This window comes from Agromyces albus (genome assembly GCF_004134825.1).
Classification (GTDB): domain Bacteria; phylum Actinomycetota; class Actinomycetes; order Actinomycetales; family Microbacteriaceae; genus Agromyces; species Agromyces albus.
On record NZ_SDPN01000009.1, the window covers coordinates 98182 to 118249 of the forward strand.

The 20068-nt window shown below is 64.1% G+C and carries 15 protein-coding genes and 1 tRNA gene; 10 read left to right on the top strand and 6 right to left on the bottom strand.

What is annotated here, in order from left to right; translation table 11 throughout:
• Positions 1-56: 56 nt before the first annotated feature.
• On the top strand, positions 57-485 hold the full coding sequence (locus tag ESP51_RS07015; RefSeq protein ID WP_241843028.1) for a hypothetical protein: 429 nt from the start codon (positions 57-59) through the stop codon (positions 483-485).
• 89 nt (positions 486-574) lie between these two features.
• Here the strand turns inward: ESP51_RS07015 and ESP51_RS07020 are convergent, their stop codons facing one another.
• The gene (locus ESP51_RS07020) at positions 575-916 is read right to left on the bottom strand and encodes a hypothetical protein (RefSeq protein WP_129520181.1); all 342 of its coding nucleotides are present in this window, start codon (positions 914-916) and stop codon (positions 575-577) included.
• Complete coding sequence (locus ESP51_RS20565; RefSeq protein WP_164990445.1) at positions 913-1086, bottom strand: hypothetical protein; 174 nt, start codon at positions 1084-1086, stop codon at positions 913-915. The genes ESP51_RS07020 and ESP51_RS20565 overlap by 4 nt, the downstream gene beginning before the upstream one ends.
• Before the next feature lie 1648 nt (positions 1087-2734).
• Between ESP51_RS20565 and ESP51_RS07025 the strand changes: the two genes are divergently transcribed.
• Positions 2735-3085 (top strand): DUF2750 domain-containing protein, encoded by a 351-nt coding sequence (locus tag ESP51_RS07025; protein WP_129520182.1) that lies wholly within the window; start codon positions 2735-2737, stop codon positions 3083-3085.
• Positions 3086-3197: 112 nt separating this feature from the next.
• Here the strand turns inward: ESP51_RS07025 and ESP51_RS07030 are convergent, their stop codons facing one another.
• Both ESP51_RS07030 and ESP51_RS07035 read right to left on the bottom strand, forming a co-directional pair.
• Entirely contained in the window at positions 3198-3713 is a 516-nt protein-coding gene (locus ESP51_RS07030) for a hypothetical protein (RefSeq protein WP_129520183.1), read from the bottom strand.
• 152 nt (positions 3714-3865) lie between these two features.
• Positions 3866-4222: a DUF6188 family protein gene (locus ESP51_RS07035; protein WP_129520184.1), complete on the bottom strand. Its 357-nt coding sequence runs from the start codon at positions 4220-4222 to the stop codon at positions 3866-3868.
• Between the two features lie 325 nt (positions 4223-4547).
• Here ESP51_RS07035 and ESP51_RS07045 point away from each other — a divergent pair, with 325 nt between their 5' ends.
• The 5 genes from ESP51_RS07045 (at position 4548) to ESP51_RS07065 (ending at position 16000) form a co-directional block, all read left to right on the top strand.
• Positions 4548-4988 (top strand): hypothetical protein, encoded by a 441-nt coding sequence (locus ESP51_RS07045; protein WP_129520186.1) that lies wholly within the window; start codon positions 4548-4550, stop codon positions 4986-4988.
• A gap of 91 nt (positions 4989-5079) precedes the next feature.
• The gene (locus ESP51_RS07050) at positions 5080-5817 is read left to right on the top strand and encodes a hypothetical protein (protein WP_129520187.1); all 738 of its coding nucleotides are present in this window, start codon (positions 5080-5082) and stop codon (positions 5815-5817) included.
• Between the two features lie 579 nt (positions 5818-6396).
• Complete coding sequence (locus ESP51_RS07055; RefSeq protein WP_206737236.1) at positions 6397-6909, top strand: barstar family protein; 513 nt, start codon at positions 6397-6399, stop codon at positions 6907-6909.
• 1787 nt (positions 6910-8696) lie between these two features.
• Positions 8697-15545 carry a PA14 domain-containing protein gene (locus ESP51_RS07060; protein ID WP_206737237.1) on the top strand — a complete coding sequence of 2283 codons (6849 nt, stop codon included), beginning with the start codon at positions 8697-8699 and terminating at the stop codon, positions 15543-15545.
• Positions 15491-16000 (top strand): hypothetical protein, encoded by a 510-nt coding sequence (locus tag ESP51_RS07065; RefSeq protein WP_129520189.1) that lies wholly within the window; start codon positions 15491-15493, stop codon positions 15998-16000. The genes ESP51_RS07060 and ESP51_RS07065 overlap by 55 nt, the downstream gene beginning before the upstream one ends.
• A 410-nt stretch (positions 16001-16410) precedes the next feature.
• Here the strand turns inward: ESP51_RS07065 and ESP51_RS07070 are convergent.
• Positions 16411-16481, bottom strand: a tRNA-Gly gene (locus ESP51_RS07070).
• Between the two features lie 79 nt (positions 16482-16560).
• Positions 16561-18120, bottom strand: coding sequence for a glucoamylase family protein (locus ESP51_RS07075; RefSeq protein ID WP_129520190.1), 1560 nt, complete (start codon positions 18118-18120; stop codon positions 16561-16563).
• A gap of 176 nt (positions 18121-18296) precedes the next feature.
• Here ESP51_RS07075 and dcd point away from each other — a divergent pair, with 176 nt between their 5' ends.
• The 3 genes from dcd to ESP51_RS07090 form a co-directional block, all read left to right on the top strand.
• Positions 18297-18902: a dCTP deaminase gene (gene dcd / locus ESP51_RS07080; RefSeq protein ID WP_129520191.1), complete on the top strand. Its 606-nt coding sequence runs from the start codon at positions 18297-18299 to the stop codon at positions 18900-18902.
• A 5-nt stretch (positions 18903-18907) separates the two neighbouring features.
• A complete protein-coding gene (locus tag ESP51_RS07085; protein ID WP_129520192.1) occupies positions 18908-19342 on the top strand; it encodes a GNAT family N-acetyltransferase in 435 nt (144 codons plus the stop codon).
• Positions 19343-19498: 156 nt separating this feature from the next.
• Positions 19499-20068, top strand: a 570-nt coding sequence (locus ESP51_RS07090; RefSeq protein ID WP_164990447.1) for an alpha/beta hydrolase, incomplete at its 3' end; no start/stop codon positions are given.

Genomic DNA, 20068 nt, shown 5'->3' on the forward strand with positions numbered 1-20068 from the left:
TCAGAGACGGTGCCGTAACTGAGACGCCGACACTGACGTGTGACAAAGGATGCATGATGGTCTTATCGGATTCCCCTGCTGAGTTGGGTCATGCACGACTGAGCGTTTCCAAGATCGCCGTGTCGTTGGTATTCGGTGTCCTCACGGGCGTCGTTGTCTACTACGTCATCGCGGTAGTCGCGACGGCGCAAGTCGCTGGGCCCTTCACGGTCAATCCTTTGACCCTGTCGTTGATCGCTATCGTCGGCGCCCTCGTGGTCGCCATTGCGTGGCGCTGGCCCGTAGCAGGCCTGACGGCCGGCGTGGTCATCGTCCTCGTGGTCGCCGCCGTTGTGGCAGCGCGAATCGGATGGTCGGGGTCGGGTTCGGATTGGCTGGATCCGTTCAATGCGGTGGCCTTCGGCGCAGCGAGCGGCTACCCGGTGCTCGTCGGCGCCGTGATGGCCAGCGTGTCCGGGTTGAGACTGCGCTCACGGCCCGCGTAACACCGAGCCCCGGATCCGCAACATGGCCCCCGGTCGTCTTGGGCGATCGCGGGTTGCTTGCCCGTTGATGGTCGCTTCTGCTGAGTCAACTAGCGGGCGGGCGGTTCCCACCCGTCTGCCACTCCCTCCGAAGCGAGGAGGAAGCGTTCAAGTGTCTGCGCCCAATCCGGCTCGTGACCCCAGCCGCCGTCGAAGGCGTCATAGTCGTCGTCGAGCTCGACGAGTTCCTGAGCCCAGTCCGGGCCCTCGTGCCCGATGCTCGAGTGCGCCCAGCCGGCGAACTCGCGCGCTGACATCTGGCCTCGGAGCACGCACCTGACATAGCGGCGCGCTGAGAGCTGCAGGGCCCGGTCTTCGGTCATCTCGCTGACATCGATCCCGGCGCTGCTCAAGGCGGCGTCGATCAGAGCGCCAAGCTCGAGCACGTTCATGTCGGTCGCTGCACCCGCGAGCGAAGCGGCCCGCTGTCAACGCCCTGAACCAGCGCACGCGTGGCAGCATCGACCGCGGTCGGCGCCACGTCGCCCCGCACCATCCAGAGTGCCCAAGCGACGAGAAGGCCCAGCACGCCGTCCGACTCCATCTCTGCATCGCCGCTCATCTGCGCCAGTCTGCCAGCACGGGCCTCCGTCGTTCACGGATCCGTGGGGGACATGTCCCGTGCTGCGGAAGCTGAGTTCGGAGCTCCGGGCGGACGCGCTCTGAAGCATCCGTGACTGCGACCTGCGGGCACCGCGAAGCAGGGTCTACGCCGGAAATTGTGACTATTAAGTGACTACGAAAGCGGTTTTGCAACTGAAAGCCGCCGCCCCGTGGGACGCGAAGGCCCTGATTAGGGCTGTGAATGTGTTCGCAGGAACCATTGTGGACTGGTTTCTCATCGCAGTGCCTCGCCCGCAACGAGCGGCGCGTTCGAGGTAGGACCAAAAACAGCGCTTGATCAGGCAATTCTCGAAGAGCGGATGACGGGAATCGAACCCGCGCTATCAGCTTGGGAAGCTGAAGATATCCAGTAGTAGTTCACTGCGTCTCACTCGAGCTCACGAGCCCCGGAATCGCGGGGAAGTGTGAACTCGAGTGAATTAACGTGATGCCGAAATTGTGACTATTAAGTGACTACGAACCGTTCACGACCGTGTGGCCTCGACCCCGCTGATCGATTCGTGGCGTGGCTGGCGGAGAGCTCGGATGGATCACGTTGAATCGACGTAGCTACCTGACGATGATCGCGGTCGTGCGAGCGGCGTTACATAGAGCGTCCCTTCACCGTGCAGGCACGGTCGGACGCCGCGGATTCGCGTCCGGCTCGCGAACTAGCAGACCGTCCCCGTGACGGACTGCCCAACGGGCAGGGTGGAGAGGTGTCTCATTGTGGGAGGCCAAGACCCGGGTTGGGCATCTCGTCTACGGTGGTGGCATGGGAACGGACTGCGCAACGTGTGACACTGCGCTGGTGCGAAATACCGGCACACCGCCCCATGATGTCGAAGTCGCGAAGACATCCGAGGCGCTCAAAGAACGCGTCGAGAGTGGGCGCATGCGGTACTTGCGGGGGGATGTCCCTCTCGAGGACATGCTTGCACTTGCAGAGTCCGACATGAAGTACACGATCGTGAGCTTCCTGGTTTGCGAAGAGTGTGGACGGACTCGGTTTTGGGGGCTCTGCATTCGTGGCGCGCCGTCCTACAAGGTTGTTGACGTGGATGCTCCTTCGAAGTGGCCCTGGGGCCCGGTTCCTGATCGACTGAACTGGGCCTAGGCGACGAGTTCGATTCGATCGCCGCGATATCGTTCGCGTGGCTCGCGACGCCGGGCCTTGAAGGGCTCGCGATTGACTGCGGCCTCAAGGCGAAGCGATATCCAAGATCGTCCGAATCCCCCGTTGACCGAACCGCGATGGGGGCGGCGGCGGGATCTGGTCGTCGGGTCGGCCGATACTTGTGACGTGGCGAGTGTCGAGGGATTGAACCAGCGGACGAATGTCGGACAGCGGGCGGCAGTTGCCGCCACGATCCGACTCTTGGGTGAGTGGGCGAAGGCTCGATTCGTGCCCACCGAGAGTGAGGACGAGATCTGGTTCGTGCTCCCCGAGTCGAAAGAAGAGACTGGACTTCGCGACGCCGAGCAGGTGCTCACTCAGGTACTGGGGCGAAAGGTCTGGATTACTCGAGATGGTGGCCGATACGCCGCTTCACCGGATTTCCCATAGAGGATCGAGTCGTGCGACTGTGCTGGGCTAGCTTTTGTCCATGGGGATCAGTGCAGCTCATGCAGACGCGTTCTACCGGGAAGCCGGTGTGGACGGATCTGTATGGACGGTTGAAGATGACAGTGGCGTCACCGCCGCTCGCGGATCCGACGGTCGACGGGCGATGCCGTTCTGGTCGCGTCGATCCCGCGTCGAGCGCGTGATAGCCACAGTTCCGGCGTTCGAGCACTTCCGTCCACGAAAGGTAAGCCGAGAGGCGTTCGTCGACCGCTGGTTTCCCGGGCTTGCAGGCGACGGGCTGCGCGTCGGCCTCAACTGGTCTGGCGAGCGTGCCACGGGCTTCGACTTCACTCCAGATGAAGTGCTCGCGCATCTGAACATGGCGCATTGATCGGTCATCGACCCCCGAACGCTTTAGCCGTGAGCGATCCCTCAATCGGAATGGCTGAGGCCGCGGGGAAAGGCTCACTGCGGGACGCTTACATCGGCGAGCTCCGGTGCCGCTACCCCTCGCCCTCAAGCGTGCGATAGCAGGCACTCGTCACCCTCAGGCTAAGGACGGAATGGGAAGCCTCATAGCGGAGCGAGATCTCCGGGTGCCCCTCCGTGTCGGTGGGGACGAGGGCTCGATTGTCGAGGGCGGCAGCGCTCGGGACGTAGTCTCCTTCTCCAGCCACATCCCAACCCGCTCGCTCGTAATCGTCGCCAATCCGCCTGAGAAGTGCCCTCGCCTCCTCAACTTGGATAGGAATGTCGGCGGTGAGTACGGTGGTGCCAACGCCCTCGTCGAGCTCTTCGTATCCGCACCAGCTCAATCTCTTCATCTGCGCTGGCAGTTCAGATAGCTCCGGATACGAAGCTTGTATCTGCTTGGCCTGGTCCGTCGCCCATCGCTCAGCGTCCGGTTGCGCCGCAAGAGGCAGCCTGCTGACGCACCCGCTCAGCACGGCGGTCACACAAGCAGCGATGACGGTGACCTTGGTTATCCCGCGGGGGAACGGCTTGCTCTGTCGCATCATGAAGCAATCTAGCTGCTGGAGAGACAGAGCGGTCCTCGGGGCTGGCCTGAACGATCGCCGCGATGATACCGATCGCTCACGCCCAATAGCCCGACGGTCTGTGGACCTCCGCAAGCGGATCCCTCTGCGACATCCTCCACGCCCACTCGGGCCTAAACGACGATGAGGCGATCTCCGTGACGAATTTGAAACGACTCGTATCGCTCGGAGCTGTCGATCAGGCGCACGATGTGGCCTTGGGCGAATCGCATGGAGAGGGAGCGAGGGTCGTTCACCTCGCTCGCAGTTACGGTGTCGGAGATCAAGCCGACGAGCACCGATGCGATGTCGAGCGCGTCGTCGACAACGGACTCTCCCGCGCCCGCCAGGGTGATACCGAGCGCACCTTCAACGGTGATTGAGAGTCCATCGTCGAAATTGAGAACCAGCTCATGCCGGCCGAAGCAGAGTTGCTCAAGGACGCGTCCCTCGATGAAAGCAAAGGTCTCGCCTACAGGTATCCCGTACACGGACCGAGCGTACCGGGAGAGGGATGGAGTCGATTCCGGATCTTCCTGCGGACGTGCTCGGGCCGGTTGACGTGCTCGATACGCTCGGCTCATGAGTAATCCACGGGACCAAGCCCTTGCCGATATGAAGGTCCTCGTCCACCGTCACGGCTGGGCGGTTCGGCATGTGCTTGCCGACGCCAAGTCGGCGCGAGCGGCATTCTCGTACACAGCCGGCCTCGCGGCTCGAGGGTGGCCAGAGACCTATCCCGCAGTTGTTCTTCCGCATGACTACGACGGCTGCTTCTAGATGGGACCGACGATGAGCCCGCGCAGTAGGCGAATCATGTTGCTGGTGGGCGGAGCCATCCACGGGGCCTTTGTGTGGCAGGCGGTGATTGGTGCTTTCACCGTCGGGATAGGGCTCACCCGGGGATCTTGGGAGATCGAACGGGAGCACGTGCCCTACGGCCTCTCGCAGGTCGCGCTGCTCGTCGTCGCTGTGCCCATCGGCTGGATTTGCATGAGGTTGGCAGGCCAAACGCGACCCTGGGTCGCGGAGCTAGCTGCAATCGCGGTCTCAATTCCGTTGATTGGCCTCATCGGAACAGCAGGCTCCATCGCGAGGTATTTTGTCAGGACTGACTTGACTGCAGCGTCCTTTTGGACTGTGGGCATCTGGGTGGGTGTCGTTCTGTGCGGCGCCATCAGCTTTTACCTGATTGGCCGACGCGACAAGAGCCCGACCCCGCCGCAATCGACGCGAAACGTGGTTGAGCCGCAATAGGAGTCTCCGCTGTTCGCCGATACTCGCGACGCTTCGCGGGGAGGTCCTAGTCGGGATCGAGTAATTTGAGCCCATCCTGGAGCCTTCGACGGTGCAGAATCGCACCATGACGAGCAGGCGGTTCACAAGGATAGCGGCCCGGAGATCCGGTCGACTCGCGATCGGGCTCCTGTGGTCAGCCGCATCCGTTGCTTTGATGGCTGGATGCTCGTCGTATTGGGGCGCGAGCGGCGACACCTTCGTCGAGTACAGCGGGATCGACCAGGGCAAGGTTCAAGCCTGCGCCAACTTCTCCGCCGATCCTGAGCACCGAAATGGCCCGGGAATGTCCCTGTACATCGTGGTCGCCGACATCGAGGTCGTGTCGCCGATCGACGGGGCGTGGGAGATCTCGGGCACAACGAAGATCGTGGACGAGGGCGGAGGAGACCCTGAGTATCTCGCTTGGTCGTGTCGGGTGACCATCGACGCGGATGCTCGAAGCATGCACGCGGAACTCGTCGACACCGGACCTGGACAAGAAGTCCCGCTCTGCGGGCCGTCGTGCTCGGCGCCGTCTCGCGATTCGATCGAGATCGAATCGGACAATACCTACGACCCCGATAGTTGGCTTCCCTGCATCGATATCGTCGCGGCGGTCGTCTCACCGCCCGAACAGACTGGGCCGCCGCGTGTAACGGTGAGAAGCGATCATGATGCGCCGTCGCGGCGGTTCCATGGAACGTTCGAGCCGCCATCGCAGGCGGCCTATCAGTGGACCTGTCAACTCCCCAAGGCCTATGATCCGTGGAGCCTCGACTACGAACTGACCGCGCTCGAACCGCAGTGAGTCTTGGCACGGGAAGAGCAGATGCGGCATGCAATTGGTAGTCGAGGAATCCCGAGGGGCACAGCGACGTTCCATCGCGCCCGTTACGTGCCTGCTGATCTTGGTGGGGTGGCTGCTCCCGCTTGCTGTCGCGGCGAGCTACGTCTACGTGCAGATGCCGTCTGCCACTGGCCTCGGCTTGTCCGAGGCGTATCACCGGTTCGGGAGCGATCGACCTTGGTTGGTGCTGTTGGGGATTGGATGGATTCTGGTTAGCGGCCTTGTTGCGACTGTCTGTGTTTGCGCGGCTGTCGTAAAGGGCTCGGAACGCCGCCCGCTTTCGTATCTAAATCTGATTCTCTGGCCACTCGTTGTCGTCGAATGCGGATCGTTCCTCGCATCAGCTCCGATGTCCTTCGCAGTGTCGCATCTCGGTTACGAAGGCTCGATTCCCAACGCGTGGATCGGCAGTGGGGGCTGGATTCTCGGGTTCGTGGCTCTCTTTGTGGCTGTGGTGCTGACGGTGAGCGACTTCGTTGAGCGGCGGCTAAAGTTTTCGTAGCTCCCGTCAATCCCGGGTAGCCGGACCGAAAGCCTGGGATGAGCGGACTCGAGCAACTGACACGGGTGGATGAAGAGTTCCGTCTGCTCCTGCTGGAAGGGAACCACCAAGAGGTAGCGACCGCGGTCATGAGCTGGACTGACGCTGGGCTGACCGCTCGGGTGGTCCGGGGGCGTGAGATGCGAACGCTTCAAGCGCTGTTCGATGAATTCGCCTCGGCGCTTCAGTTCCCTCTCTACTTCGGCGGGAACAAGGATGCGTTTGACGAGTGCTTAGCCGATCTGGAAGGTCTTCCGCCGGCATCCGGATTCGTGGTGGTGATCACCGAGATCGACCAAGTGCTTGCTCATGCAGGCGCCGAATCGCTTCGATGGCTCATCGGCAGCCTGGCCGGCGCGGCCGCAGGGTGGGCGCAGCCCGTGGAGCTCGGCGAGTGGTGGGATCGACGCGCGGTCCCTTTTCACGTCGTGCTGGCCGGAGAAACGGCGATGTTGGCAGATGGGGAACGTCGCTGGTCAGCCGCCGGAGTTCCGTTGGCCCAGCTTCATTAACCAGATGATGGGGACATGATTGAGCCTGCGTGCGGGTTCGCGGATTTGGTACAGCCACACGACGCGCTCGAGTGATGCGGACGCTTCGGCGAACCTGGAGTTCTGGAAGAGCGGTCTGCCAGCACGTGCCTCCGTCGTTCACAGATCCGTGTGCGAGACATTCATTCTCGGTCTGCATGCGATTATGGCAACCAGATCAAGTCGGTCGGATGGAGTCGGTGGATGAACACGTCGGGCGTTGACGATGTCCTTCGTTCGCTGCGTCCTGACTCCCATGAGATCTGGTCCGAGCTTGGCGTTCGTCGGGACGCTGCGTATCTCCGTCTCGCTCGCGCTGATACGCCGGAACGATGGGTCGTCGTGTCGAGCCCAGGCGACCGGTGGTTCGCACTTGATGTGAATGGCGGATTCTCCTTGAATCACTTTGAGGAAGAGACGTCTGACGGCGACGCGCGTCAGATACTCGAAAGGTACGTCGGGGTGGGGTTCGCATACCTTCGGAGCGATGCAACGGCAGTGTCAGCTGGCCGATTTAGACCACGGGTTCTCACTGTTCCCACGGAGCAAGGCGACGTCGAGCTGACGCTGAGCCTCGCTGCGAGCCTCAAAGAAGTCGTCCGACTCCGTCCGTGATACTCCTGACGGGAGCCCGGCGAGGGATCCCCTCGCGACCTGCGCCAGTCTGCCAGCACGTGCCTCCGTCGTTGACAGATCCGTGTGGGGCTATGTCCGCGTTGCGGAAGCTGAGTTCGGGGCTCCGAGTGGACGCGCTCTGATGCATCCGTCACCCCGACTTGCGGGCACCGCGAGGAAGGGGCGACGCCGGAATTTGTGACTATTAAGTGACTACGAAAGCGGTTTTGCAACTGAAAGCCACGGCTCCATAGGAGGCGAAGGCCCTGATCAGGGCTGTGAATGTGTTCGCAGGAACCATCGTGAACTGGTTCCTCATCGCATTGCATCGCCCGCAACGAGCGGCCCGTTCGAGATAAGACCAAAAATAGGCCTTGATCAGGGTATTTGCGAAGAGCGGATGACGGGAATCGAACCCGCGCTATCAGCTTGGGAAGCTGAAGTTCCTAAGTGCCGTCTCACAGTGCTTCATTCGGGCTCACGATCCGCGGAATCACGTGGAATGTGAACTGAAGTGAGCCGTGGTGAACTCGGCAAAACCGTGAGTTAATCGTGGCGACGTCCCACTCGAAGACCAATCTAATGTGAGGTGCGCAGGTGGGCGCGCGGTTAGGCAGATCCGGACGCGCCATGGGTCACGCGACGAGTGAGGTCGCTCGTTCGAACGCATGACGATTCAGCGGATGAGCGTCGACGAGGTCGTGGACGCCGCGATTGCGGTCGCGGTAGAGCTCGGCATGGATGTGAACCTGGCGAAACCGTGAGTAGACCGTGAGGAGCGCGCCTTATCGGCGAGCTCCTCGGGGTCGACGGGTGTCATGGTTTAGGCGCCGCGTCCGGCTCCGCCCAGGCCGCCTCTGCGAGCGCACTGGGCTTTCCTGAGCTATTGGGCTCACCGATAGAAATGTGCCGTCGCCCGAGGGACCATTTGGCGTTTCGCGCCCCCGTTCATGGCTCGTGCTCATGTCCAATGACCAGCTGAGTTGTCCCTCATATTGGGGACACGGCAAATGAGACGGGGCAATGTAGTTTCGATGCATTGCCGTGGCGGCAGTCTGGTGAGCTTTGGAGGCTCTGTGCGGCACGGTTTGCGCGACGGCGTTGTGGCATGTCTTCTAGTGGTTGTCTTGTCGGTTACGACTGTGCAGCCCGCCTTGGCGGAGGAACCGGCTGGTGGCGATGGTGTCGCCGCGCCGTCGGTGGAGGAAATGTTGGCGTTGCCTCCGGCGCAGACGGAAGAGTCGGCTGAGGCTGCGGTGGAGGCGGTCTCGATCGAGCCCGAGGTGCCGGCGGGTCAGTTCGAGCCGGACACGGTGAACGCCGCAGACGTGCCGGAGACACCGGATCTGGTGGCTCCAACGTCGGAGATGCCCTCGCCTGGGGAGGCTGAGTTCCCGGACGAGTCGGATGTGCTGAAGCGCACGGAGTTCTCGACCACGTACGACTTGGGTGGCGAGGAGCGGTTCACTGAGGTGTCGGTGGCGCCGTTGAACGTGCGGGTCGATGGTGATTGGGTGCCGATCGAGACCGGTATTGCTGGGACGGGGTTCTGGTCGTTTCTCGGAGTCGGCGGTGGCGAAGTAGTGCGGCACCCTCTGGCGCCGGTGTTCAAGGAGACCGCGTCTGATGCCGGGGTGTTCTCGATCGATGCGGGTGGCCAGCGGGTCGCGTTCACGCTCGAGGACGCGTCTGGTGCGAAGTTGCAGCGAGATCTGAACCCGTTCGGTGGTGAGGACAATCGGGTGGAGTACCCGGGCGTGTTCGCGAACACGGACTTGGTGTACGAGGTTGAGCGTGCCGAGGTCAAGGAGCTGTTCCGGCTGCGTGAGGCTCCCGGGGAGCAGGGGCGCACGTCGTGGTCGTGGCTGGTCGACGCGGGTGACCTCGTCCCGGTGGTGACCGAGCTCGGCGCGATTGAGTTCCAGGACGCCGACGGTGAGGTGGGATTCGTAGTGCCGGCGCCGCAGATGTGGGATTCCGCGAGCACGGATGGCACCTCCGGGAACGCGACCCAGAGTGTGGATATTGATGTAGACGCTGCAGGTGATGGGTGGCGGTTGACGTTGACTGCGTCGCGGGCGTGGCTGAACGATTCGGACCGGGTGTACCCGGTGATGGTGGACCCGACGGCGTGGGCGGATTACTACGACTCGCACGCGTACAAAACGAACGGGCAGTACAACCACAATTACGGCATCCAGATGGGAAACACGAACGAGAACGGCATCTGGCGGACCGTCGCGAAATTCAACTACGAGCAGTTCTTCGGCAAGCAAATCCTGAACGCCGACATCTACTTCAGCCCGCCCAGTTCGGACAGCACCACGACGACGCGGTGGGGCTCACTCCATCACGCGACCGCATTCAACTACAACGGGGTCGGGGCGACCCTGGGCGGGATCCGGATCGACGCGGCCGGTGGCGAGGTCAATGACGACCGGTTGACGACACAGATCGCACAGTGGGTCCGGGACCGCACGAGCGGGGCGTACCTGATGTTCCGCGGCGACGAGTCCGCGACGTACACGTATAAGCATGTGGCCGCGTCGATGTATGTCGAGTGGAAGGATTTCCCCACCGCGGGGACGATCGCGTCCCCGCCGTCGCCGGGCAATGGTGCGACGACAAGCTTGACGCCCACCCTGAAGGTCACGGGGGCGACCAACCCTGGTGGGGGCGGGTTGCTGTACCGGTTCCGGATCGGGTCGGGTTCGAATCCGGACACGAGCAAGGTCTGGGAATCGCAGTGGCAAAGCTCGGACCAGGTCGTGGTGCCAAACTCGGCCCTGTTGGCGGGCAAGACCTATTACTGGAAAGCCGAGGTCCACGACGGGCACAACGGGACGTGGGGCACTTCCACCGTCCGGGGCAGTGCAGTGTGGAAGTTCAATACCACAACGCCGGGGTTGCCAGCTCAGTCGACGTCATCGCCGGGAGCATCGGCGATCATGGCGACACTGCGACCGAAACTCTCGACCGGAGCAGTCACCGACGCCGACGGGAAACCGGTCAGCGGCTACAAGTTCAGCATCTCCACAGGCACCGACGGCTTCACCGGCGCGGTCGCGAACTCCGGGTGGATCCCTGAGCCGACGTGGACCGTACCAGCCGGAACGTTGCAGGACGGCGGCTCGTATGCGTGGACGGTGAAGACCAAGGACCAGTACGGGGAGTACTTCACGAACTGGACCAACAAGCTCCGCGTCGACCTGAGGGTCGGTACTGCTGGGCCCGCGCCGACGGACACGGCCGGTCCCGTGACCGTGAACCTCGCGAACGGGAACGTGAACCTGAGCTTCTCTTCGCCGACGGTGGCCGCGGCCGGCGGGAGCATGGGATATTCGTTCACGTACAACTCACAGCAGGCCAGCAACCAGGGCCTACTCGGGAAGTACTACGACCACAACCCCACCGACGGGTCCACGGTCACGTATCCGTTGTCTGTGTCCGCGGGGACGCTCGCGATGCAACGCATCGACCCGCAAGTCTCCTTCCTGTGGAAGACCACCTCGCCCGGTGAGGGTGTCCCGGCCGAGAACTTCCGGGTGCGATGGGACGGGTTCATCCAGGGACCTACTGGCAGGTACGAGTTCGGCATGGTCAGGGACAATGGCGCGCGGATCAAGATCAACAACGCATACGTGTACGACTACTACACGGACTCGCACACCAACGGACAGATCCAATGGGAGACGAGCAAGGACCTCACCTTCCAGGAGAACGCCACCCCGTTGAAGTTCGAGATGGACTACTTCGATGGTGTGTCGACTGCGACCGCGCAGGTGTGGGTCCGGAAAACGGACGCGAACGGCAACGGCATCGACGACACCAAGATGGAGGTGCCGCCGAGTTGGTTCACACGGTCGCTGACGACGATGCCTCCCGGGTGGGAGGCGTCCACCCCCCTGGCTGGTGCGGGCAACGTGTTCACCCAGGTCCGGGTCAGTGAGAACTCGGTGACGGTGACCGACGCCGCCGGGGCTACCCACACGTACACGAAGACGAACGGAGGCTACCAGCCCCCGGTCGGTGAAATCGGCGTACTCGTTGTGGGCCGCGACGGGAAGGTATCTCTTACCGACGGCACCGGTGCCATCCACACATTCCGCAAGGACGGAATGTTCGAGAACGTCAAACACCCGTTCGATCTGAAGAAACCAGCCGCGCCGCTGATGAACTATGACTCCGCTGGGCGGCTCACCGAGATCCGGGACCCGCTGTCCAAGGACGCGCAGGGTGTGTACCAGCGAGTGGTGAAATTCAGCTACCAAGTCGCCGGCACCACGTGCCCGTCCGCTCCCGGTCACACGACACCGCCGGCCGGGATGCTCTGCGAGATCACCTACCCCGGCCACGTTACCGGTCAACCGGACACGACCCAGCTGTTCTATCTGGGCGGGCAGCTCGAGAAGATCGTCGACCCCGGCGGGGAGACCGCACGCTTCAAGTACAGCGCATTCAATGGGCTGCTGGACGGGGTATGGGACTCACTGCAGAACGACTGGCTCGCCGCGGACAGCTCCAGGGACCCCGCGGGTACCACGTCGGGTACGACGATCTCGTACGCGCAGACCGACCCCGCCGACGAAGACTCGCCATGGCGGGCGACCGCGGTGACTCTTGCCGCACCCGATGGTGTCGCCCCAGCAGAGCAGCCCAGTAAGACCTACGTGTACGGGGCCGGCATAACGCACGTGGACGTCGCGGGACTGGATGTGCCTGAAACGGAGGGTTCCAACGGCTACGCTCGCACGGTCACCTTCGACGACGGGCTCCGAACCTTGTCCGACCAGTCTGCCTCCGGCCTGACTGCGCACACCGAGTGGAACATGAAGGACCAGGTCCTCTCCCGCACCGATCCGTGGGACGTGAAGTCCACGACGTTGTACGACGGGCGTGACCGGCCCACCGACACGTACGGGCCGGCCCCAGCGGATTGCTTCGATAACGACCCGATGAGCCTCACGTACCGCAAGCCCATCGCCCCGTGTGCATCGTCGACCGCACACACGAGTACCCGATACGACGAGGGAATGCAGGGCTTGCGTGCCGAGTACTTCCCGAACCAGACCCTCACCGGGCAGCCCACCGCATACGGGCTCGGGATCGGCTCCACGTATGGGTTCGGGCCGGTCGACCGCAACTGGGGTACCGGTGCGCCCTACGGGGCCGCACCGAGCGCGGACAACTGGTCCCTTCGATTGTCCGGAACGATCACGTTCGAAACGGACGGCGCGCAGCAGTTGTGGCTGTGGGCCGATGACGGTGCCCAGTTGTGGATCGATGACGTCCGCATCATTGATTTCTGGCGTATCGGCTCGGCCGGATGGTCCTCTGTTGGCAATTTCGACACCGGTACCCAGCGCACGCGGCGCATCCGGATCGAGTACATGGAGCGAGCCACCGACGCCGTCTTGAAGCTCGCGTGGGGAGCGAGCAAGACGACTGTGCCTGGCACAGCGCTGGCACCTGACTACGGGCTGGTCACCTCGACCACGACCGACGACCAACTCCTCGCTGGCAGTCCCGCGGGCGCCGGGGTCACCGCGTTGAACACCGCGACGAGCTATGGGACGGCATACCTCGGGCTCCCAACCCAGACAACGGTAGACCCGGCCGGTTTGAACCTGCGGATCGTCACCGGGTACGACACCTACAACCGGCCCACCTCCCGGTACCTGCCCGCCGCGGTCGCCGACGGCAAGACCACCGACACGACCTACGGGACGAAATCCGAGTACTACGGCGACGCGCAGACGCTCGCTTCCGCGTACCCGAGCGCGACCGAGCCGATCTGCGAGCTGCCGCTGACCACCGCGCAATACGGGTTCCTGTGGAAACACACTCAGCCCGGCGAGACCGGCGCACAGGTGGTCACCGAATTCGTGTACGACGTCCTCGGTCGCACCGTCGGCAGCAAACGCACCGGCGACACAGCTTGGAGTTGCACGACCTTCGATACCCGCGGTCGCACTACCAACGTCACTTCCGCGCCCACGGACACCGCACCCGGGAGAACAGCCACCTTCGGATTCCTGGAGCCCGTCACCGGTGACCCGCTCGTGTCTTGGACGCAAGGTGACGTCGAAGGGTCACCCACCGGGGGGCGAATCACCACCCGGGTCGACCTACTCGGCCGGACCATCACGTACACCGACGTGTGGGGCGTCGCCACCGCCACGGACTACGCCCCCCTCACCGGACGGGTCGAAACCGTGACCACCAGGGACCCTGGGGGCGCGGTCGTGCAGCGGCACGGGTTCGACTACGACATCGACGGGCGGGTCGAACTCGTCACAACTGGCAGCGACGACGCCGTGATCGCGGACCCGGTCTACGCGAACGGACGCCTGGTTTCCGTGGACTACCCAGCCGCAGGGGCAGGGGCGGGGAACGGGTCCGCGCTGACCGGCATTGAACGAGGCCCCGCCGGCGCCACCACCGCCATCACATGGGCGTTCCCGACCGGCGCGGGCGTGACGGATGCCGTCACCCGATCCCAGTCCGGCCGGATCGTGGGCAACACCCTCACCGACGGCGCCACCACCTACACATCCGGGTACACCTTCGACGCCGGCGGCCGGCTGACTCAAGCCACCATCCCCGGCAGCACTATCAGCTATGGGTTCGGCGACACTACGGGGTGCGCAGCACCCGCGTTCGCGAAAGCCGGGCTGAACAATAACCGCACCTCAACCACCACGACCCCGACCGACGGCACCCCGACCACCACGACGTACTGCTACGACAAAGCCGACCGGCTCCTCAGCTCGGCCGCCGCCGGTTCGCCTTCCGGCGCCAATCCGGTCGCCGATGGTCTCGCCCCCGCGGAACTTTCCTACGACAAGCACGGGAACACGGTCAAGCTTGCCGATCAGGAGATCGGGTACGACAGCACCGACCAGCACGTGAGGTCGTCCTTGCCGGATGGCACGGTGGTCGCGTACCTGCGGGATAGCACGGGCCGGATCGTGCAGCGCATGGAGACCCCGGCGGGGCAGAACGCTGAGGTGACGGTGATGCGGTACGGGTTCTCCGGTGCTGGGGATGCCCCGATTCTGGTCCTCGACGGTTACAGCAATGTCGCGCAGTCCGTGATCGGACTGCCAGGTGGAGTTACCTTGTCACGACTCGGTGGTGGCGAGGCGTGGTCGTATCCGAACATTCACGGCGACATTGTTGTGATGGCGGGAGAGACAGGGGTCCGAACCCCGCAGGTGTCACGGTTTGACCCGTTCGGACAACCGATCGACCCGGCTACTGGGCAGATCGGCACGGGGGCGGCGGACGATGCAGGCCCTGACACCCTGGTTGGCAACGCCGATTGGGGCTGGCTCGGCTCGCACCGGAAGCTCACCGAGCACGCCGGTTCGATTCACACCATCGAGATGGGCGCCCGCCAGTACGTCCCGGCGCTCGGACGCTTCCTGGAAGTCGACCCCATCGAGGGCGGTGTCACCAACAACTACGACTACCCCGCCGACCCGATCAACAAAACCGACCTCACCGGGAATATGATTGACTGCGGATGCAGCAACGGCAAGGTTGGCGCGAAGCGGGCGTGGTACCAGGTGGGGTCCTACTCCTACTCGTACGCATTCCCAATCGCAAGGAAGAACCGTTACACGAGCGCCAAGTCCGTGATGTCAGTCTTCAAAGCGAATCCCAGTGTCTTTCCATTCAAGATTGACGGTTGCAACAGCTTTGTAAACCGGACAAATTGCACCCTTGTTGGCGCGACCCCGGCCGAAGGAACCGCGAGAGTCTGGGTGACGACCACGCCCACGAGCGTGACCTTCACGGTCACGTCGAACGGCTATTTTGATCCCCCGGGATCGCGAATAACCTTCAGCACAGAGGAGACCGGCGGAATGGTCTATCTAAGGCAGACGGGTTCGGCCGACCAGGTCAACGTGCTCGCTGCTGCTGGCGTTGCCGGTGGAGGGGCATGGGCGAGTTGGTCGAACCAAGCGAACGACCTATCAGCTCTGTTGCTGCCATGAGCGCGGATCCTGAATTCAAGCGACTCCCGAGTCGGGCCACGCTCGTGAAGGTGTCGCTCATGATAGGCGGCGCCGTGGGCGCCGTGGTGTGGGTTCCGGCTGTGATTGGTACCGTGAGCCCCGGAATGATTCTCACAAACATCCTGTTCGGATTGGCCTTTGCAGTGCCCGCCGGCGCAATTGCTGGGCTGTTGTCGCTTGTGGTCGGGCTTATCCTGAGAGCTGCAAAGCGCCGTGTCGCGCGCAAGGGAGAGCCGGCGGATGCCATCACTGCGATGGTGGGGGTATCTGCAACGGGTCTGGTACTCGCTTCACCTCTTGCGATCGGGGCCATTGGTGAGTTGTGGCCGTGGCTCTGGATTGCGGTTGCTGTCGCCGTGTTATCGGGCATCGGGATCTACAGGTGGTCGCTGTGCGAATCGTCGATCCGGTCCAACACGCAGGGCGGTTCATAGCACTGGGTGTTCGGGTACAGATCGAACCCGCGCTTACGGGCTCGCGACGTCCACGACGACTCACGATAGCCTCCTGCCCGGCGCACCCGAGGGCGCCGGGGTGACCGCGCTGGACACGGCGACCAGCTACGGGACAACCCCTTGGCTGGGGCTTGCGTCTCGGTCTGCGTACCTCATACCACGCCCGCTTCGCGCCGACCTTGCCGTTGCTACATCCGCAGTCAATCACATTTCCGATGAGGTCGAACTGACGCGCCAAAAGGCCCCTCGACAGAGTTGAGCGTGGGTTGCTCACGAAAACAAACTGAATCATTAACCGTGAGTAGAGCGTGACGCAGCGAGAACAAGTCGAATCGACGGGGCTCGATCGAGATCCAAAAATTGGCTTTGATCAGGCATAATTTGCGAAGAGCGGATGACGGGAATCGAACCCGCGCTATCAGCTTGGGAAGCTGAAGTTCTACCATTGAACTACATCCGCGCGCGGCATCCGTCTCAGGATGCACGGAGACCATGCTAGCAAGACGTGCCGCGCTGTGTTCGCCGATCGCAAGCAGCAGCTACGGCAGCACCGACCCGAACTCGAGTGCTTCGACGAGCGGGCGCACCGCGTCTTCGAACGAGTTGTCGACGAAGTACGCCTTGAGGTGGTCGCGCTTCAGCTCGTTGCCGATCGCACCCATGATCATCGACTGGTCGAGGCTCAGGTACCGGTCGGCGATGGTGCCGCTGCCCACCGCGACCGAGTCGTAGAACCCGCCCGGGCCGTAGGCGTCGAGCTCGTTCTTCAGTCCGGAGAGGTTCTCGAGCACCGCATCCTTCGCGTACGGGAGCGCGAGGAACGCGGCGTGCGGCGTGACCACGCCGTCGCCGAAGTCGGGGGCGGGATTGGTGGCCTCGCGGCATCCGTCGTAGCCGGCGTCGACGTTCGTGCGCTCCACGTCGCTTGCGTAACCGTCGGAGCTGATGCCGATCGCCTCGACTCCGTATTCGCGGTATTCGGCGAAGGGGTCGGATGCCGGTGAGAAGCCCCAGTATCCGTAGCCGGCCTCGTCGAGCCCGTGCTCGATCTGGGCGCGCACGGTGGCGGGGTGGTTGACGGCCCACGACTCGGCGCCCCACTCGGCCTCGGGGATGAACAGGTCGGGCATGAGCGCCTCGAACATGCTGCCGCCCCACGCGGGCACGAGCTTCATACCGCGGTACTCGTAGACGCCCTCATAGACGGGCACGCCGAGGTACTCGCGCCACTCGCCCGTGGGCTTCTGCTCCTGCCAGGCCCAGTCGCAGCCCTGGTCAGGCATCGTGCGGAGCGTTCCGTAGTAGCCCTCGGCGGGGATCTGCCCGTTCGCGATGCCGAGGTACGTCGCGATGCGCGACTCGCTCACGGTCGTGTCGTACCAGTGGCAGGTGTAGAAGACGTCGGGGCCGTCGTCGCCGTAGTTGCCGGGCACCGAGCAGCCCGGAGGCGCCTCGACCCAGAAGCCGCCGCGATTGATGCCCACCTCGGGGCGGGCGGCGAGGTCGTGGAACCAACCGAAGTCCATCGAGGCGTAGAGCGCCTCGGCTTGGTCGGCGAGTTTCGGCTCGGCGCCGGCGACGACGCGCAACGCGGCGGCGAGCCATCCGTTGTCCACGGTCGAGAGGAACGGATGCACCGTGCTGCCGTTCGTCGGCCACGTCGTGAGCTTCGCGCCGTCGGCCGGCGAGTACCAGTTGTAGTACATGCCGCTCGGCTCGTGCCGTTCCATCGTCGTAAGGGTCGAAAGCGTCGTGCGCATCCGCTCACGCGCCTCCTTCGCGGAGATGAGCTCCAGGTCGCGCGCCACGACCGTGGACCAGAGGTAGCCGCCGATGTTCGTGGGACTCGTGTACCCGCTCGCCGCCGTGAGGTCGCCCTCGATGTTGTCGGCCACGAGCCCGGTCTCTTCGTCGGTCATGGCGACGAGCGAGGTCCAGGTGTCGGCGGCGTAGCCGCGCAGCACCTGATTCGCGGATGGTCCGCCACGGGCCGCGTCGTCGTCGTCGCCAGCGGCAGCGGCGGACGCGACCGTCGGCGGGATCGCGAGAGCCGCCACCACCATTCCGGTGATGGTCATCGCACGCAGGGTCGATCGCATGTGAACTCCTTCGTTCGCGTCCTCGACAGGACGTCGTCCTGACAGGGTTGCATTAAAACCTGCCACATGAAAGGTATTGCTGCGAGGTCGACGCGAGGTCAACAGCGAGGTCAACAGAAGGACGACGGATGACGCATCCGATGATCGCCGCGGCACGCCGTTGCTACGCTGTCACCGTGCTTCTCTCGGATCGCGACATCAGGGCCGAACTCGACCAGGGCCGCATCGGTCTCGCGCCCTATGAACCGGGCATGATCCAGCCGTCGTCGATCGACGTGCGCCTCGATCGCTACTTCAGGCTGTTCGACAACCACAAGTACCCGTTCATCGACCCGGCCGAAGACCAGCCCGAGCTCACCCACCTCATCGAGGTGCGGCCCGACGAAGCGTTCATCCTGCACCCGGGGGAGTTCGTGCTCGCCTCGACGTTCGAAGCCGTCACCCTGCCCGACGACGTCGCCGCTCGCCTGGAGGGCAAGAGCTCGCTCGGCCGGCTCGGCCTGCTCACCCACTCGACTGCGGGGTTCATCGACCCCGGTTTCACGGGGCACGTCACGCTCGAGCTCTCGAACGTCGCGACCCTGCCCATCAAGCTCTGGCCCGGCATGAAGATCGGCCAGATGTGCTTCTTCCGCCTCTCTTCGCCGAGCGAGCGTCCCTACGGCTCGGCCGAGTACGCGAGCCGCTACCAGGGGCAGCGCGGGCCTACGGCGTCGCGCTCGTTCCAGAACTTCCACCGCTCGGATGTCGGCGTGACCGCGGCCGGCTCGCCCGGGCACTGAGCACCATGCAGGCGCTGCTCATTCGGCCGGTTCGGGTGGCGGATGCCGCTGCGCTCGCGCCGCTCCTGGGTGAGCTCGGGTACCCGTCCACGACCGAGGAGATCGAGTACCGCCTTGCGCGCAACGCGCATCAGCACGAGTCCGAGGCCTGGGTCGCCGTGCACGACGGCGCGGTGGTCGGATTCGCGGCGGGACTCATCCTGTGGTCGTACGTGTCGAACGGGGCATCCGCTCAGCTCACGTCACTCGTCGTCTCGTCGGAGGCTCGCGGCACGGGTGTGGGTCGGCAGCTCGTCGCCCACTTCGAGGTGTGGGCTCGCGGCCGTGGGGCGAAGCGGGTCGTCGTGACCTCCGCCCTGTATCGAGACGACGCACACGCCTTCTACCCCGCCATCGGCTACTCCGAGACCGGCAAGCGCTTCGGCAAGCCGCTCGACTGACGGGTCGCAATGTGAGGCAGCGGATGCCGCGTGCCCGCCGAACGGCGGGAGAATGGGGTGCATCCCGCCGCGATCGTCGGTTCCGGGCATGCGCAGTGACGCGCAGGATCGGATCAGACGTCACGACGATGTGACCCCGAACGCTGGAGTTCCCCCATGACCGACCTCATTGCCCGACCGACCGACCGCCCGATCGCCCCGCCCCCCTTCGACCCCGAGCTTGAGGCCGTGCTCGCCATCCTCGGCGAGACCCTGCCGCCGTCGATCACGCCCGAGATGATCCCGTTCATGCGTGAGGGCGCGCTCTTCGGCGTGCCCGACGAGTTCTACACCGAGCGCGGCATCGAGCGCCGCGACGTCACGATCCCCGGCTACAACGGCGATGAGATCCTGGTGACGGTGATCTCGAAGATCGGCCGCACCGGCACCGGCCCCGGGATCTACCACACGCACGGCGGCGGCATGATCCTCGGCGACCGGTTCGTCGGCATCACCGGAGTCGTCGAGTGGGTCGACCGGTTCGACGCCGTCGCCGTGACGGTCGAGTACCGGCTCGCCCCTGAGTTCCCCGACCCGTTCCCCGTCGAGGACTGCTACGCCGGACTCGTCTGGACGGCCGAGCACGCCGAAGAGCTCGGCATCGACCCCGCGCGCCTCATCATCGCGGGCGCGAGCGCGGGCGGCGGCCTCGCCGCGGGCACGGCGCTCCTCGCGCGCGATCGCGGC